This is a genomic window from Nocardiopsis mangrovi, from assembly GCF_042653925.1.
In the GTDB taxonomy this organism is placed as follows: Bacteria; Actinomycetota; Actinomycetes; order Streptosporangiales; family Streptosporangiaceae; genus Nocardiopsis_B; species Nocardiopsis_B mangrovi.
In genome coordinates this window covers 53,541-69,975 of sequence record NZ_JBHSFQ010000030.1, presented here as the reverse complement: position 1 = coordinate 69,975, position 16,435 = coordinate 53,541, and the positions used below count along the sequence as shown (strand labels likewise).

The 16,435-nt window shown below is 73.6% G+C and carries 11 protein-coding genes; 5 read left to right on the top strand and 6 right to left on the bottom strand.

Annotated elements, in window-relative coordinates:
* Nucleotides 1-96: 96 nt before the first annotated feature.
* A complete protein-coding gene (locus ACFO4E_RS24075) occupies nucleotides 97-804 on the bottom strand; it encodes a GntR family transcriptional regulator (protein ID WP_378578523.1) in 708 nt (235 codons plus the stop codon).
* Between the two features lie 201 nt (nucleotides 805-1,005).
* On the opposite strand from ACFO4E_RS24075, the gene ACFO4E_RS24070 reads away from it, so the two are divergent.
* Nucleotides 1,006-1,419, top strand: coding sequence for a YchJ family protein (locus ACFO4E_RS24070; RefSeq protein WP_378578522.1), 414 nt, complete (start codon nucleotides 1,006-1,008; stop codon nucleotides 1,417-1,419).
* Nucleotides 1,420-1,516: 97 nt separating this feature from the next.
* On the opposite strand, the gene ACFO4E_RS24065 is transcribed toward ACFO4E_RS24070, so the two are convergent.
* Nucleotides 1,517-2,887, bottom strand: coding sequence for an ABC transporter substrate-binding protein (locus ACFO4E_RS24065; protein ID WP_378578520.1), 1,371 nt, complete (start codon nucleotides 2,885-2,887; stop codon nucleotides 1,517-1,519).
* Between the two features lie 522 nt (nucleotides 2,888-3,409).
* On the opposite strand from ACFO4E_RS24065, the gene ACFO4E_RS24060 reads away from it, so the two are divergent.
* From ACFO4E_RS24060 to ACFO4E_RS24050, 3 genes are all read left to right on the top strand, one after another.
* The gene (locus ACFO4E_RS24060; protein WP_378578518.1) at nucleotides 3,410-4,423 is read left to right on the top strand and encodes a carbohydrate ABC transporter permease; all 1,014 of its coding nucleotides are present in this window, start codon (nucleotides 3,410-3,412) and stop codon (nucleotides 4,421-4,423) included.
* The gene (locus ACFO4E_RS24055) at nucleotides 4,420-5,247 is read left to right on the top strand and encodes a carbohydrate ABC transporter permease (protein WP_378578517.1); all 828 of its coding nucleotides are present in this window, start codon (nucleotides 4,420-4,422) and stop codon (nucleotides 5,245-5,247) included. Before ACFO4E_RS24060 ends, ACFO4E_RS24055 begins: the two co-directional genes overlap by 4 nt.
* A 142-nt stretch (nucleotides 5,248-5,389) precedes the next feature.
* Complete coding sequence (locus tag ACFO4E_RS24050; RefSeq protein WP_378578515.1) at nucleotides 5,390-8,584, top strand: amidohydrolase family protein; 3,195 nt, start codon at nucleotides 5,390-5,392, stop codon at nucleotides 8,582-8,584.
* 34 nt (nucleotides 8,585-8,618) lie between these two features.
* On the opposite strand, the gene ACFO4E_RS24045 is transcribed toward ACFO4E_RS24050, so the two are convergent.
* On the bottom strand, nucleotides 8,619-9,104 hold the full coding sequence (locus ACFO4E_RS24045; protein WP_378578514.1) for an NUDIX hydrolase: 486 nt from the start codon (nucleotides 9,102-9,104) through the stop codon (nucleotides 8,619-8,621).
* A 252-nt stretch (nucleotides 9,105-9,356) separates the two neighbouring features.
* Here ACFO4E_RS24045 and ACFO4E_RS24040 point away from each other — a divergent pair, with 252 nt between their 5' ends.
* Nucleotides 9,357-10,025: a hypothetical protein gene (locus ACFO4E_RS24040; RefSeq protein WP_378578512.1), complete on the top strand. Its 669-nt coding sequence runs from the start codon at nucleotides 9,357-9,359 to the stop codon at nucleotides 10,023-10,025.
* Here the strand turns inward: ACFO4E_RS24040 and ACFO4E_RS24035 are convergent.
* The 3 genes from ACFO4E_RS24035 to ACFO4E_RS24025 form a co-directional block, all read right to left on the bottom strand.
* Nucleotides 10,022-11,497: an acyltransferase family protein gene (locus ACFO4E_RS24035; protein WP_378578511.1), complete on the bottom strand. Its 1,476-nt coding sequence runs from the start codon at nucleotides 11,495-11,497 to the stop codon at nucleotides 10,022-10,024. The two genes, ACFO4E_RS24040 and ACFO4E_RS24035, sit on opposite strands and share 4 nt — an antisense overlap.
* Before the next feature lie 877 nt (nucleotides 11,498-12,374).
* Nucleotides 12,375-15,314 carry a DUF5682 family protein gene (locus ACFO4E_RS24030; protein WP_378578509.1) on the bottom strand — a complete coding sequence of 980 codons (2,940 nt, stop codon included), beginning with the start codon at nucleotides 15,312-15,314 and terminating at the stop codon, nucleotides 12,375-12,377.
* A complete protein-coding gene (locus ACFO4E_RS24025) occupies nucleotides 15,311-16,426 on the bottom strand; it encodes an ATP-binding protein (RefSeq protein ID WP_378578507.1) in 1,116 nt (371 codons plus the stop codon). Before ACFO4E_RS24025 ends, ACFO4E_RS24030 begins: the two co-directional genes overlap by 4 nt.
* Nucleotides 16,427-16,435: the final 9 nt, after the last annotated feature.

The following is a 16,435-nucleotide window of genomic DNA, read 5'->3' as shown; positions in this document are numbered from 1 at the left end:
GTGTGCCGTTCGCGGCCCCCTGCGACCGAGGGCCCGGCGGACCGCCGACGCCGCCCCGCCTCGCGGCGCGGCTCCGGTACGGGGCCGCTCGCCCGGCTAGATGTGGACATCGACGGTCCCGGGCAGCGCGGTCTCGCGGGTCAGCGCGTTGATGATCGTGTGCAGCGCGCGGTCCAGGTGGCGGGTGACCTCGTCGGCGGCCGCGCCGGGGTCGCCGGCGAGGACCGCCCGGCACATGCGCAGGTGCTCGCGCAGCGACGTGCCGAGATGGTCGGGGTCGGTGCGGGCGATCCTGCGCAGGCGCACCATCTGCCCCTGCTGGTCGGCGATCGTCTTGGCGAGCGGATCGTTGTGCGTGGCGGCGATGAGGGCCTGGTCGAACCGCTCGGTGAGGGCGGAGAAGTCCGCGGCGAGCGCGTCGCGCCCGGCGTCGGCGAGCCGCGCCTCGATCCGCTCGAAGCCGGCGAGCAGGACCCGGAACGGCTCGACCAGATCCGGAGCGGAGGCGCCGTCGAGGGTGATCATCCGGATCGCGGCGGGTTCGAGGACCATCCGGAACTCGAAGAGCGTGCGGACCCCGCGCAGCGATACCGGCGCCACCTGCGCGACCTCGCCCGGCGTGAACCGCACCAGCCCTTCGCGCGCCAGGCGGCGGATCGCCTCGCGGACCGGCGTGCGCGAGGCCCCGATGCGGTCGGCGACGACCACCTCGCTCAGCTTCGTACCGGGTCGCAGCGCGAGGGTCTCGATCTCGCTCTTGAGCAGCCGGTAGACGCCTTCGGTCTTGCTCCTGGCCTCGGCCAACGCCCCGCCCTTCCGCCACGTGGTGGATCCCGTGCTTGTTCGTGCCGCATGTCCGGAATGTTCCGACCGTGCGGGGGAACCCTACCGCACCGATGTTCCGGCCGATGCACTGGCCGGTGTCCGTGCCTGTATACAGGCCGCTCCGAGGGCAGGGCGGCGGGCGGCGACGCATCCGGGCGCGGGGGCGGGCACAATCGAGGGATGTCGAAACGCTCCGCGCGGCCGGGTGCCGCGGCCGCGCCGTGTCCCTGCGGAACCCCGGCGGCCTACGGAGACTGCTGCGGGCGGCTGCACCGCGGTGAGGCGGCGGCCTCCACAGCCGAGCAGCTGATGCGCTCGCGCTACAGCGCCTTCGCGGTGGGCGACGCGGCCTACCTCCTGCGGACCTGGCATCCGCGGACCCGACCCCGGAACCTCGACCTCGACCCCGGGCTGCGCTGGCTGCGGCTGGAGGTCATCGGCGCAGGCGACGGCACCGCCTTCCACACGGAGGGCACCGTCTCCTTCCGCGCGCTCTACCGCGACGCGGGCGGGGAGGGCGAACTGCGGGAGGACAGCCGCTTCCTGCGGCACGAGGGGGCCTGGACCTACCTCGACGCGCTCGCGCCGGGCTGACCGGCGCCGCAGGCGGGCGCGGGGAGCGCCGCGCACGGCAAAGGGGAGGGGCGGGCGGCCCGGCCGCCCACCCCTCCCCGGTGGTGTCACACGGCGGCTACCCGTCGGATCCGGACTCCGCGCCCTGCTCGTTGTGCTCGGCCTGGAACTGCCTCCAGTCCGTCTGGACGTTGCTGAGGAACTCGTCGGTGCTCTTGCGCCCGTCGAGGAGCTCCTGGGTCTCGGCGGCGAGGGTGTCGTACATGCTGTCGGTCGCCCAGTCGAGGTAGCCGATCTGCCCGTCGTCGGCCATCAGCGCGTTGGCGGCGTCGATGGTCTCCTGTGCGAGCGGGGTCGCTCCCTCGACATCGGGGGAGGTGGCCGGGATCCGGCCCAGGTCGGCGAGGGTCTGCGCGAACTCCGCGTCCTGCTGCATGGCGAGGAACGCGGCGGCGGCCGGCAGGCTCTCGGTCTCGGCGTTGATGTGCCACGGCAGGCCCGACCCGCCCTGGGTCACGTGGCCGCCGCTCTCACCGGTGGGCGGCGGGAGGAACCCGACGTTGTCGGCCTCGGCCGCGACCAGTGCCTCGGCGTTCCAGTCGCCGCCGATGAGGAATGCGCCGTCGCCTTCGGCGAAGCTCGTCACGGCGTCGGCCTCGGCCAGGCCGTTGTAGCCGTCCTGGATGTAGCCCGCTTCCGCCCATTCGACGAGCTTGTCGGCGGCCTGGAGGTTGCCCTCGTTGACGAAGTCGGAGCCCGAGGTTCCGCTGATCCACTCGGTGAGGCCCAGGGGCTCGCTGTAGGCGCCCTGGATCACGCCGAAGAGCTGGAAGGCCGGGTACTGCTCGGCGTTGCCCAGGATCAGCGGCTGCTCGCCACGCTCCTGCACCGCCTCGAGGGCGGCCTCCAGATCCTCGAAGGTCTCCGGCGGCTCCACGCCGGCCGCGCTCAGGATGTCCTTGTTGTAGAAGACGCTCACGAGCTGGGACACGGGGCTGATGCCGTAGAGGGTGCCCTGGCCGAACCGCATGCCGGTCTCGTCCCAGCTCATCGACGCGAGGAAGGAGGGGCTGACGCCGTCGGTCCAGCCGTAGGCCTCGGCGAGGTCGTCCATGGGCCGGATGAGCCCGCCCTGCACCAGCGCGCCGTCGACCGAGTAGCCCTGGTTGCCCTGGACCAGGTCGGGCGCGTCGCCGCCGCCCGCCTGAAGCGCCGGGACGACGGTGCTCATCAGGTCGTCATAGCTCTTGTAGGTGGGCTCGACGGTGACGTTGGGGTAGGTCTCCTCGTAGGCCGGGATGAGCTCCTCGAGGGTGCCCTGCTCGTTCTGGTCGGCCCACACCCTCAGGGTGATGTCGCCGAGCTCGGCGACCTGCTCGGCGGTGAAGGGCTCGTTGACCGTCTCTTCGGCGGAGAGCTGGTAGGGGCCGGTCTGCTCGGCGCCTCCGGGGGCGCCGCACGCGGTCGCGGTGAGCCCCGTCGCGAGCACGGCACCGAGCGCCGCGAGGGGGACCCGGCGCGCTCGGAGCAGGGGAGTTGTACTCCGGAATCTCGGATCGGGGGCATGCATCTGGAACCTCCAGGGGGCGAAGGAGACAGCACGGAGTCGAGATAGCGGGGGTCCGACTTCAATAACAGTGAGCGACGATAGCCCTCAAACCTCAGATGCCCTAATTGCCGGAAATATCGAAATCGTTACAAAGAAGCTCACATGAGGTACTGAAAGTCCCCTAAGGCATCATAGGTATACAAAACGGACAGATGATTTCGGTCGGGCGATCCGGGGGCGCCGTGCCCGTCACGAGACGCGGATCCCGTGTGCACGCACCGCCGTGCGCAGGAAGGACGTCCCCGGAACTGCTGTCGGTCGCGCTCCGTTCATGCCCGTTACTTTATCCGTGATCAAAAGCCAAATGGATTTGCGTTCCCCCAAATCCATTTGCGTCATCTCATTGCGGACACGGACGGAGGTATGGACCGCCAACCCGAAGGTGCAATATCTTCCTTCCTCATGTGCGCCATCCGGGTCCGGCCGAAACCTCCGTCCGGCCCAGCAGCCGACGAGGCCGACCCCCCACCGCGCGGCCGGCGTCCCCCCGCGGGCGCTCCCGCCGGCCCGGGCGGCCCCCGCCGCGCCCTCCCGCGCGCCCGGGACTGGGCCGGGCTGCTCTACGTCGTCCCCGCGCTCACCGTCTTCGCGTTCTTCGTCCTCTACCCCCTCGGCCAGGCCGTCTGGCTGAGCCTGTGGGACTGGGACGGCGTGACGCAGGCGACGTGGGTGGGCGCCGGCAACTACCTCGACGCCATCGGCGACCCCGAGATCGTCGGCGCGCTGCGCAACTCCCTGGTGTTCGTGCTGTTCTACGCGGCCCTGCCCACCGCCATCGGCCTGCTGCTGACCGCGCTCATGGCGCGCGTGCGCATCTACGGGCTCACGTTCTTCCGCGCCGCGCTGTTCGTCCCGCAGATCCTGCCCGGTGTCGTGGTCGCCGTGGCCTGGCGGTCGATGTACGACATCGACGGCCCCGTCAACGGCGTCCTCCGGCTCGCCGGGCTCGACGGGGTGACCCGCGCGTGGCTGGGCGAGTTCGCCACCGCGCTGCCCAGCGTCGGCCTCATCGGCACGTGGGTGATGTACGGGCTGTGCATGGTGCTGTTCATGGCCGGCGCCCAGCGCATCCCCGCCGAGCTGTACGAGGCGGCCCGCATCGACGGGGCCGGCGCCGTCCGCGAGTTCTTCACGGTCACCCTGCCGGGACTGCGGCGCGAGATCTCCTTCGCGCTCGTCCTGACCATCACCTACGCGCTGCGCAACTTCGACATCGTGTGGAACACCACGTCGGGCGGCCCGGGCACCTCCACCACCGTCCCGAGCGTGTTCATCTACCGGGCGGCCTTCGGCACCCGCGACTACGGCGAGGCCGCCGCCATCTCCGTGCTGCTCACGGCGCTCATCCTCGCGGTCACCGGCCTGGTCCTCTTCCTGCTCAGGTCCAAGGACGACGCCAAGGGGGCGCGCCGATGAGATCCCGCCGCGAAGCGGCGATCAGCCGCCTCATCCTGGTGCTCGCCACCGTCGTCGCCCTCTACCCGGCGCTCGCCGTCCTCTCCCTCGCCCTGAGCACCCCGGCGGCCCGGCCGACCTCACTGGGCATGCCGCGCAGCCTCACCCTCGCCAACTTCGCGCAGGCGTGGGACGCCGGCCGGTTCGACTCCGCGCTGCTCTCCAGCGCCTTCGTGGCGACCACCGTGGTCGTGGTCGCCGTGGCCCTGTCGGTGCTGTCCGGATACGCGCTCGCCCGCCTGCGCGTCCCCTTCGCCGGCCTGATCCTCGGGGTCCTGCTGATCGGCCTGGTCCTGCCCTACGAGGGCGTGATCATCCCGCTCTACCTGCAAATGCTCGACTGGGGGCTCGTCAACACCCCGTGGGCGCTGATCCTCCCGCAGATCGGGCTCTCGGTCTCGCTCGGCACCTTCTGGATGCACACGTTCTTCTCCGGCCTCCCGCGCGCCCTCCCCGAGGCCGCGGCGATCGACGGCGCGACCCGGTTCCAGACCCTCACCCGGGTCCTGCTGCCCACCGCCGCCCCCGCCGTGTCGACGCTCGCGCTCCTCGTCTTCCTCTACACCTGGAACGACTTCCTGCTCGCGCTGGTCCTGGTGCCCGACAACCCCGACGTCCAGACGGCGCCGCTGGCCCTGTCCTTCTTCGCCGGGAACACCCGCGCGGCCGACACCGGGGTGACCGCCGCGGCGGCGGTCCTGGTCGCCCTGCCCCTGATGGTGCTGTACGTGTTCCTCCAGCGCCGCTTCATCAGCGGCCTGCTGTCCGGGGCCGTCAAGGAGTAGGGGCCGCCGGGACGCGCGTGGCGCGAGGGGATTGCGCGGGCCGCCGGGACGGGAGGGGATTGCGCGGGCCGCCGGGACGGGTTAGAAAGTTGCCTACCGCGATCGATGCGCCGCACACCGCAGCGATCCAGAGAGGGCAGACGTGGCACCTCCGCAATCCCCCGTTCCCCCCGTCCCCGGGCCCCACCCGGCGGCGGCCGCCGGAATCAGCCGAAGGGACCTGTTCCACCGAGGCGGACAGGCGACCCTCGCCGGCGGCGCCGCCTGGATCGCCGCACCCGCGCCGCCCGCGCTGGCCGACCCGTCGCCGGAGGCCGCCGAGTCCGCCGCCGCGCGGGTGACCGTCACCCAGGGCACCAACATCTCCGCCTCGCCGTCACCCGACGGCCGGTGGATCGCCATCGACCTCTACACCGCCATCTGGGTGGTCCCCGCCGAAGGAGGGGAGGCCCGCCGGCTCACCGGCGACCTCGCCGACGCCACCCGGCCGGTGTTCAGCCCCGATTCGGCGGCCATCGCCTTCCAGGCGTACCACGAGGGCAACTACCACATCCACGTCGTCGACCTCCCCGACGGCGAACCGCGCCGGATCACCGACGGCCCCCACGACCACCGGGAACCCGCGTTCTCCCCCGACGGCACCCGCATCGCCCTGTCCAGCGACCGCGGCTCCGGCTACGGCATCTGGCTGTACGACACCGGTTCGGGCGAGCTGACGGCGCTCACCGACACCGCCGCCGACGAGGCCGAGCCCGCGTGGACGCCCGAGGGCGACCGCGTCGTCCACACCTCCGACCGCACCAGCGTGCGGTCCACCGCCCTCGACGGCACCGGCACCGAACTGGTCCCCGCCGCCGAGCACACCACCGTCTTCGCCCCGTCGCCCGGCCCCTCGGGCAGGCTCGCCCACGTGCGGGCGCACGCCGACACCGTGCGGCTCATCGTCGACGGCGAACCGGTCAGCGGCGATGAGGACGTCTTCGCCGGCACCCTGACCTGGACCGCCGACGACCGCATCCTCTACACCGCCGACGGCGCCGTGCGCGAGCGGGCCCTCGGCTCCGGCACCACCGCCGACATCCCCTTCTCCGCCACCGTGCGCTACCGGCGGCACCGCCCCCGCCCGGCGCGCCGCCAGGTCGACGACACCGCCACCCACCCGGTGCACGGCATCGCCGGGCCCGTGCTCTCCCCTGACGGCGAGCAGGTCGCGTTCCGCGCCCTCGGCGCGCTGTGGCTCATGCCGATCGGCGGCCGGCCCCGGGCCATCACCGAACCCGGCCGCTTCGACTCCGACCCCGACTGGCACCCCGACGGCACCTCGCTCGTCTACTCCAGCGACCGGTCGGGCAGCCCCGCCCTGTGGCGCTACGACCTCGCCGCCGAGACCGCCGAACGGCTCACCGTCCTCGACGGTGCGCAGACCACCCCCCGCTGGGCGCCCGGCGGCGACCGCATCGCCTACCAGGACCAGGACGGCGCCACGTGGGTCTACGACGTCGGCGCGAACTCCACTCGCCAAGTGCTGCCCGCGCTGTTCCAGCCCGGCCGCCCCACATGGTCGCCCGACGGCACGGTGCTGGCGCTGGCCGCGGTCCGCCCCCGCTCCCAGCGGTTCCGCGAGGGCACCAGCCAGATCCTCACCGTCGACCTGGAGACGGGTGAGACCGCCTACACCGAGCCCGCGCCCTACCGCTCCCTGTCCACCCGCGGCGACGACGGCCCCGTCTGGTCGCCCGACGGCCGCCACATGGCCTTCGTCATGGACAGCCTGCTGTGGACCGTCGCCGTGGACGAGCGGGGCCGGTTCACCGGGAAGCCGAGGCGGCTGACCTCCGAACCCACCGACGCCCCGAGCTGGAGCGGCGACTCCGCCACCCTGCTCTACCTCAACAACGGACGGCTGCGGCGGATCCCCCGCGAGGGGGGACGGCCGGCCACCGTCGACGTCCCTCTCACCTGGAAGCGGCCGCGGCCGCGCGGCCGGGTGGTCGTGCAGGCCGGCGCGCTGTGGGACGGCCGGTCCGAATCGCTCCGCCGCGACGTCGACGTGGTCATCGACGGCAACCGCGTGACGGCGGTCGAGGAGCGCCGCGACCGCTCCGGCGACGCCTCGGCGACCGTGGTCGACGCCACCGGGCTCACCGTCATGCCCGGGCTGATCGACGCCCACAACCACTGGCACCTGCGCGGCCGGCACTGGGGGTCCCGCCAGGGCCCGCTGTGGCTGGCCTACGGCGTCACCACCACGCGGTCGCCGGGCGACCCCGTCTACCAGATGCTGGAGACCCGCGAAGCGCTGGACTCGGGCGCGATCACCGGTCCCCGCTACCTGGCCACCGGCGAGGCCATCGACGGCACCCGCGTGTACTACAACTTCATGCGGCCCACCCACGACGCCGACGGCCTCGAACGCGAGGCCGAACGCGCCTTCGAGCTCGACTACGACCTGGTCAAGACCTACGTCCGGCTCCCCGTGGCGTCCCAGCGCACCGTGATCGACCGCGCCCACGCCGCCGGGCTGCCCGTGACGTCCCACTACCTCTACCCCGCCGTGAACCTGGGCATGGACGGCATGGAGCACACCGGGGCCACCAACCGGCTGGGCTACTCCCACACGGTGAGCCGGCTCGGCCGGGCCTATGAGGACGTCACCGCCCTGTTCGCCGCGTCGGGCATGTCGGTCACGCCCACGCTGTTCAACTCCTCCGCCCTCTACGCCGGCGACCGCTCCCTGGTCGACGACGAGCGCACCCGCCGCCTCTTCCCCGCGTGGGAGTACGACGCGCTGGTGGCCAAGGCCGACGCCGCCGCCTCCGGCGACGCGGCGGCGCGGCTGGCGCGCGCCGCGCTGGCGGGCAACGTCGCCATGGTGCGCGCCGTGCACCGCGGCGGCGGGCTGGTCATCGGCGGGACCGACGCCCCGCTCGACAACATCGCGGTGAGCCTGCACCAGAACATGCGCGCGCTCGTCGAGCACGGGTTCACCCCGCACGAGGCGCTGACCGTCACCACGTCCACGGCCGCCGGCTGGCTCGGCCTGGGCGACGACCTGGGTGCCGTCGAGCCGGGCCGGCTCGCCGACCTCGCGATCGTCGAGGGCGACCCTCTCACCGACATCGCGGCGGCCGCGGACGTGCGCATGACGGTGGCCAACGGTGTCGTCCACACGGTCGACGACCTGCTGGCCCCGTTCGGCGCGGACGGCGACGGCGGCGCGGACGGCGACGAGCCGGCACCGGCCACGACCGTGGAGCGCGCACCGCTGTCGTCGGCCGCGTCCGACGCGTACTGGTGGCACGGCGAATCCGAGAGGAGCAGCCCGCACCGCTGCTGACCCGGGCGCGGCGGGGCCGCCCCCCCGCGGCCGGTCACCCCGGCCGACCTCCCGGGTCGGCCAGGTGATCGGCCAGGCGGTCGAGGAACGCCCGCTGGCCTTTGACGATCTTCTCCGCCGCCCCGGCGAGGCCGAACCACGCCACGCGGTCGATCTCGGGGAAGCTCCGGATGCGCCCGGAACCCTTCGGCCACTCCATCTCGAAGGTGCCGGGGACCACCAGCGCCGGATCGAGGTCGCCGCGCAGCGCCCACGCCGTCACCGTCTTGCCGCCGGACTGGCGCACGGTGCCGAGGCCGATGAGGTCGCCCTCGGGCACCGGCAGGCCCAGTTCCTCACGGAACTCCCGGCGGGCCGTCGCCTCGGGGTCCTCACCGGGTTCGGGCTCGCCCTTCGGCAGCGACCACGCGCCCGCGTCGCGCCGTGCCCAGAATGGGCCGCCCATGTGCCCCAGGAGGACGTCGGCCGCGCCGCCGCGCTCGCGGAACAGGAGGATGCCCGCGCTCTGCTTGCCTGTCACGCCGCCCAGTCTGCCCGAGCCCGGACCGCGCGGGCGCATCGGCGCGGGCCGTGTCGCGGGACGCGGCCCGCGGGTGTCCGGCACCGGACACAATGGGTTCTTACCGGTATGTACCGGGCACCGTGTCACGGTATCCGCGGGAACGGCGCCCCATTCCGGGAGGGGAGACGTGGAGAACATGGCGAGCACGACAGCGGCGGGCGGCAGGCGGCCGGGGCCCGCACACGGCGCGCGGGGCGGGGGTGCCCGGTAGTGCACCCCGCGCAGCCCGATCCGGCGGAGGTCCGCCCGCGTCGCCACTGGTACTGGACCGGCGGCGCGATCGCGCTCGTCGGCCTCGTCGGCGGCCTGACCCTGCTCGCCACCGGCATCTATTCCGCGGCGACGGCGACCGAGACCGTCGCCGAGTTCCCGGCCGGGCGGACCACGGCCTTCCACGCGGACCGGGCGAACACCGACTCCGACGAATGGACGCTCCACGCCGACCGTGAGGTGTCGTTCAGCGACATCGAGCGGTCCTGCACCGCGAGCGGTCCCGAGGGCGCCGTCGCGTTCCGCGACCCCGGCTACTCCAGCTCGACGACGGTCAACGGTGACACCACCGTGCTGGGCGCGGTGATCGACATCACCGCGAGCGGCGAGTACACCATCATGTGCGGCCCCGAGGCCGCCGGGGCCTACAGCGTGGGGTACGGGCCGCACGGACTCGGCGTCGCCTTCGGCTTCGCGGGCGCCGTCGGCGGCTTCGTGCTCCTCGCCGTGCTCGGGCCGCTGATCGGGCTCACGGTGATCGTGACCACCGCGGTGCGGCGGGGCGGCCACCGCCGCACGCTCATGGCCGAACGCCATGCCGCCGGGCCGTGGCCCGCCGCCCCCTGGCCCCCGCCCCGGAGCGGACAGGGACCGCCGCCGCGGCCCTAGCGGAGGAGCCCTCCGGCCGCCGTCAGGCGGCGGGCGCCCGCGCCGAGGGCCACCGCCACGTGCACGGCCCACCGGGAGATCCCGGAGATCCGCAGGGGCACCGGCACCGGTACCGCCGACGGGCCGATGCCGTTCGGCGGCCCGCCGGCCGTGCGGCGCCGGGTCAGCAGCAGGCCCGCCGCCACGGCGAGGGCGCCGGTCAGGGGCACCCAGCCCGCGTCGAGGCCGAACTCGGTCAGGATGAGCAGGCCGCCGCCGGTCAGCGCCCCCGACGCCAGGACCCGGACCATGCCCGGGTCGCCGTGGAGGGCCTTCGGCGGCTCCTCGAAGCGGGGCATCCACCACAGGACCGGCCACAGCATCGGAATCAGCACGACGGCGCCGAGCGCGCACCACACCAGCCACGGGGCCGTCAGCGGCGCGGGGGTGGGCAGCCCGAGCACGAGGACGAACGCCGCCGCCACAGCGGCGAGCGGGACCATGTGCCACAGGTACACCGCCATGAGCCGGGGGGAGGCCCAGTCCAGCACCCGGGCGGGGCCCGGCCGCGACGCCCAGGCGGTGATCGGGCCGCGCAGCAGGACCGCCAGGCCGATCTGCCCGGCCCCCACCGCCGCGAGCAGCAGGGTCGGGGGAGCGACGTTGGACGCCTCGATCGCGAACACCCCGGTCATGTTGGCGGAGTACGGTCCCACCGCCGCCAGCGCGGCCGCCGTCGCGAACCCGCCGACCGCCAGCCCGGCGGCCGGGAGGCGGCGGATCTCCCCCGCCGCGTAGCGGAAGCCGAGCTGGTGCACGACCGGCCACACGAGCGCGACGTTGAGGTAGCCCACCGCCTCGATGCCGGTACCGAACCGCACCGCGTCGACGACGGCCGCCGCCGCGAACAGCGCGGCGGTGGCGTACCAGCCGAACCGCGCGTCCGCGCGGGCCAGCACCGGGGTCGCCACGACGACGAGCACGTACACCGCCAGGAACCACAGCACGATGCCGGCCGCCTCGGCGCCGATCCGGACCGGCTGCTCCGGGACCCCGGCGGCGATCAGCAGCGATGACGCCGCCATCCAGGCCGCGGCCAGGGGGAGCACCGGCCAGGCGAGCCGGCGCAGGCGCTTGGCCAGCCACTCCGAGGTCGAGGTCCCCTTGGCGGCGGCGGACCGGTGGCTCAGCAGGTTGGCGGCGCCGCCGACGAAGAAGATCAGCGGCATCACCTGCGCGATCCACGTCAGCGCGAATCCGCCGTCGGTGCTGATCACGGTGCCCGTGGTCAGCACTCCGGAGGACGACGAGTAGGAGAGCACGGGCAGCGACCAGTGCTGGAGGACCACCAGGACCATGACGAGCAGCCGCAGCGCGTCCAGGAAGCGGTCGCGCGTCGGACTCGGCCCCCGGGCGCTCCGGGGTCCGGGCACAGCGGGAAGGGGACGGGCCGGCTGCGCGTCCGTGCTCTCGGGTGCAGCGGTGGCGGTCATGGCTCGCTCCTTGTCTCCGCGGGCTCGGAGGCTCGGGGGGCCTCCGTCCCGGTCCGGCACGGCACGACGCGCTCGCTCCGCGGTGGGGGAGAGGTGGGTCGTCGGTGCGGCCCGGAAACCGGCGGCCGTTCCCGCGGCGCCAGGGGGGATGCTCGTCCTCGCGTGTCGATGAACCGACCCTAGGCCCGAGGGCAGGGCGCGGGCGATATCCCTGGCTCCCCTCAAAACTGACCTGCTGCCCACCGGAGAAGGTGGTGTAGGCACCACCGTCATCCGTTGCGCACGGGTTCTCACCGCCGTCGGCCGTGGCTCCTTCCGGGGGCTGCGGGCGTCACGCGCGTGCCCGGCATCCTGTGATGCCGGCTTCCGCGCTCTCGTCTCCGGGCGGAGAACCCGGGGGGTTCCGAGAATGATGCCATCCCCGAGACGCACGTGCCGACGCGCGCCTGGACCGGGACAGTGGGAAGGTTCTCACAGCAAGAGGGCGAGCCCGGTCACGATCGACTATATGCGCAGGTCGCCCGGTGATGTCGAGCCGAGGCGGAATCGGCGGGCGGGGAGGGATTCTTTCGGGCCCCCGAGGGGCCGCGCGCACGGGCGGCGCGGAGATCCGGAGCAGGCCGGTAGTGGGGGCGACGGGCGGCGGCGGTCCGGTGGGCGGGGCACCGGTCCGGCCCCGGAATCGCGGTCCGGGCCCGGGGGACGCGGACGGCGGCCGAGCGCGGAAGCGCCGTTCGCTCCGGCGCGGGAAGGGGCCGCCTTCGTTCGACGGCCCGGCTTCCCTGCGGCGGGGTGGTTCCACGGCCCATCCCACTGCTCCGGCCGGCCCTTCCGGATGCCGGTCCCGTCCGGCGGCACCGCCGCCGGACGGGACCGGTTAGGCGCGTGCCCCCGCGCCGGCGACCAGTTCCGCCGCGGCCGCGGCCGCCGCGGGGTGGCGGGCCAGCAGCCCGGCCGCCTCGCGGTGGGCGGACGGACCGGCCGCCGCGCCGCCGGGTTCGCCGGCTGCGGGCCAGCCGCCGTCGCAGCCCAGCAGCGCCGCCACGGCGTCGCAGGCCGCCGGGTTCCCGGCGAGCAGGTCCGCGACGGGCCCGGCGGGCGCGGCCGGCGCCGCGGGCCGCACCGGTTCGGGCTCCGCGGCCCACGGCGGGACCCACGCGTCGACCGCGGGCAGGCTCGCCGGGAACGTGCGCCCCGCTTCGCGGATGAGCACCGGGACCATCTCCTGCGCGTGTTCGCGCAGGGTCGTGATCAGGGTGGGCAGCCACGGGAGCAGGACCTGGTCCGGCAGCCGCGCGAAGGCGTCGGACATCACCTCCACGACGAACGGAGCGAGCGACGGGGCCGGCGACAGCGCCTGGACGAAACCGCTCAGATACTGCGGGAACGCCGGGACGACGAGCGGGTTGTCCAGCAGTTCCGCGCACCGCGCGCGCAGCCGGTCCCGCGTCACCACGCCGAGCTGGGCCTGTGCCGCCCACAGCAGCGCCACCTTGGCGGGCGCCTCGGGGTGCGACTGCTTGACCGCGAGTTCGAGCTGCGTGCGGTCGCACCCCAGGGACAGCGCCATGTTCTCCAGGGTGAACAGGAACCCGAGCATCGCCGCCACTTGGCGGACGCCGGTGTGCTCGTCGGTGAACGACCCCGGCAGCAGCGTGCAGTAGTGCGCGTAGCCGGCGGTCACGAACGACTCGCACCAACGGGGCAGCGCGGAGTTCCCGGCCCGGTAGTAGGCCAGCAGCCGCCGGAACCTGCGCAGCACCTCGGGGGCGTCGTCCACCGTGCGCTCGGCGGCGAGCAGCTCGACGGCGCGGGCGCCGAGCTCATCGGTGAAGCGCGGGTTGTCCAGGTAGCAGATGGCGTCCTCGATGGCCGCGAGCGCGGTCGCCGCCGTGGCCTTGGGCTCCCACGCGGAGCGGCGCAGCCGCTGCTCCAGCACCTGCTCGACCGTGACGCCCTCGTAGCCGAGTTCGATGAGGGGGCGCTGGTCGCGGCCCAGGGACACGTCCCAGCTCTCCTGCGTCGAGCGCTCGCCCAGCTCCAGGGAGCCCGTGATGGGGCGGACCGCACCGCCGCGCAGCAGGCGGCTCAGCCGCCAGAGCAGCCGCGAGCACGGCTCCAGTTCCGGGTCGGCCTTCAGGTCCAGCAGCACGCGCCGGACCGTCCGCTTGCTCGGGCCGATCCCCAGGGGGGCCAGCCGGTCGAAGACGTCGCGGGCCAGCGGCGGCATCGCGCTGTAGCCGACCTCGCCGATCCGGTCGCCGCCCAGCAGGATCTCGCACAGGTGGCGAACATCGCGCCGGCCGGGCACGGTGTCCTTCTCGATGCACGTGATCGCGGCGTCCTGGAAGTCGTACGGCGTGGGACGCGCCCGGCCGCGGATCCCGGCCAGCAGGATCGACGTCTCGAACACCGCGATGGCGTCGGCCGTGCTCGACGTGTACCCGTTGCGGCGCGCCAGCCGGACGATGTCGACGCACCAGCCGAGCAGTTCGGACTCGTCGAGGTCGCCCGCTGCGGGCGGGCTCGACAGGAACTCCGACAGCCGGTCGGTGACGCCGGCCGGGGCGGCCGCCGCGCGGGCGCGTCCGGCGCCCTTCGCCTTCCCCGTGCCGGCCCCGCCCTTCCCGGTCCTCTGCCCCTTCAGCCGGAAGGGCACGGCTCCCCCTGCGGAGACCTGCTTCTCCCAGGTCGCCGCGGAGATCGACACCGAGCCCCCGGCCAGCCCGAACTGAGCCTCGATGGCGGAGTGGCTGGAGGGGATGAGCCCGTAGAGCCACTCGGTGGCCGTGGCGGGGCCGATCTCCCAGCCGGTCTCCGGCGCCGCCAGCCCGAACTCCTCCACCCGGCTGGCGGCGTGGAACGCGCCGCACACGTACATGCACTCGGCCGGGTCGCCGCCGGTCCGCGCGAGGTGCGCGCGGATCCGGGTCCACATGTAGCGCTCGCGGTCCTCGTCGCGCGACAGCCGGTCGCCGTCCGACGGGGCGAGGCGCCGGAACAGGCTGCCGATCAGCACCATCACCTGGCGGTAGGTGTCGTACCCGGCGCCCGCCAGGGGCTGCTCGACGTACTGGTCCCACCACTCCGACCAGTGCCGGACCTTCCCGTGGTGCAGCAGGTGCTCTTCGAGCTCGGCGAACCGCGGCCGCAGCTCGCCGAGCTCCACGCCGACGGCGTCGCCGTGCAGGCCGGCGCTCTCCTCGTGCGCGGTCGCCTCGCCGGGCGCCGCGGACGCCGCGGGCGCACCGGCCCCGGACGCGCCCGGATCGGACGCGTCGGGGGCGGACCCGTCCGGTGCGGGAAGCTCCCACTGGAACAGGTGGTCCACCGACCGGTCCACGAGCACCAGCTCCACCCCCGGGGTCTCCAGGGCGTAGGCGATCGCCTGGTACTCGGCGGAGGTCTCGGTGATGGGGGCGATCACGCTGAGCGGGCCCGCGCCGTCGGGGAAGCCGTCAAGGTCGCCGGCGTAGGCCTGGAGCGCCACAGGGAGGCGGCAGTTGCGCAGCTCGTCCAAGAGGGGGGCGAGGTCCTCGCACAGCTCCATGTAGACGACCTTGGGCCGCTTCTCCCGCAGCCGCCGCGCCATGGCGAGCGCGGAGGCGGGGGAGTGGTGGCACACCGGGAAGATCTCCAGCTCCTCGCGCAGTGCCCGGTCGACGTCGTCGACCATGCCCGACAGGATGCCGGGCACGGCGCCGGGCCCGCCCGCGAAGGCGGTGGCGGCGCCGCGCAGCTGCTCGCGCAGGGAGCCGAAGGGGCCGGTGGCATCTGTGCCGGCGTCGGTGCCGGCGGCCGTGGCTCCCGTGCTCATGACAGGGTGTCGATCGCCTGCTTGCCGCCGGCCAGGAACTCCGTCCAGGCCCCGCCGTCGGCCTTGCTGCGGGGCTCGACGACCCCGTGCCAGAACTTGTTGAGGATGGTCAGGTCCTCCGGGGAGCGGCGGGCCAGCGAGCCGACCATCGACCCCGCGAGGGTCTGGGCCCGCAGGGTGCGGTCGCCGAAGAAGTGGCTGTGCAGGATGGCGTCCTCCAGGACGCCGATCTGCTCGGCCGTGGACAGCGCCGATTCGAGCTTCTCGTCGTCGCTGGTGGCCGATGCCGCGGCGGTGCGCAGGTCGGCGAAGCTCTGCAGCAGGATGTCCAGCAGCGTCGGCGGGACGTCCAGCTCGATGCGGTGCCGGCGCAGCAGCTCCGTGGTGCGGAACCGGACGATCTCGGTCTCGCTGCGCTTGTTGGTCACCACCGGGATCTTGACGAAGTTGAACCGCCGCTTCAGCGCCGAGGACAGGTCGTTGACGCCCTTGTCGCGGCTGTTGGCCGTGGCGATGATCGAGAACCCGGGCTTGGCGAACACGGTGTTGTCGTCGTCCAGCTCGGGGATGGACACGTACTTCTCGGAGAGGATCGAGATCAGCGCGTCCTGCACGTCGCTGGTCGACCGGGTCAGCTCCTCGAACCGGCCGATCTGCCCGGTCTCCATCGCGGTCATGATCGGCGAGGGGATCATGGACTCCCGGGACTGCCCCTTGGCGATCACCATGGAGATGTTCCACGAGTACTTGATGTGGTCCTCGGTGGTCCCCGCGGTGCCCTGGACGACGAGGGTGGAGTTGCGGCTGATGGCGGCCGACAGCAGCTCGGCCAGCCAGCTCTTGCCGGTGCCGGGGTCGCCGATGAGCAGCAGGCCGCGGTCCGACGCCAGGGTCACGATGCTTCGCTCGACGAAGGTGCGGTCGCCGAACCACTTCTGCGAGATCTCGCGGTCGAGGCCGTCGGCGGGCTCGGAGCCGAGGATGAACAGCCGCGCCATCTTGGGGCTGAGCCGCCACGAGAACGGCTTGGCGCCGTCGTCGACGGACTCCAGCCAGTCCAGCTCGTCGGCGTACTTGACCTCGGCGGGCGCGCGTAGCAGTTCGTCGGTCATGTCGTTCGG

Bases quoted from the DNA above. Each gene is read 5' to 3' on its own strand.
- ACFO4E_RS24070 (WP_378578522.1), top strand. From the start codon at position 1,006: ATGTCGAAACGCTCCGCGCGGCCGGGTGCCGCGGCCGCGCCGTGTCCC.
- ACFO4E_RS24060 (WP_378578518.1), top strand. From the start codon at position 3,410: ATGTGCGCCATCCGGGTCCGGCCGAAACCTCCGTCCGGCCCAGCAGCC.
- ACFO4E_RS24055 (WP_378578517.1), top strand. From the start codon at position 4,420: ATGAGATCCCGCCGCGAAGCGGCGATCAGCCGCCTCATCCTGGTGCTC.
- ACFO4E_RS24035 (WP_378578511.1), bottom strand. From the start codon at position 11,497: ATGACCGCCACCGCTGCACCCGAGAGCACGGACGCGCAGCCGGCCCGT.
- ACFO4E_RS24030 (WP_378578509.1), bottom strand. From the start codon at position 15,314: ATGAGCACGGGAGCCACGGCCGCCGGCACCGACGCCGGCACAGATGCC.
- ACFO4E_RS24025 (WP_378578507.1), bottom strand. From the start codon at position 16,426: ATGACCGACGAACTGCTACGCGCGCCCGCCGAGGTCAAGTACGCCGAC.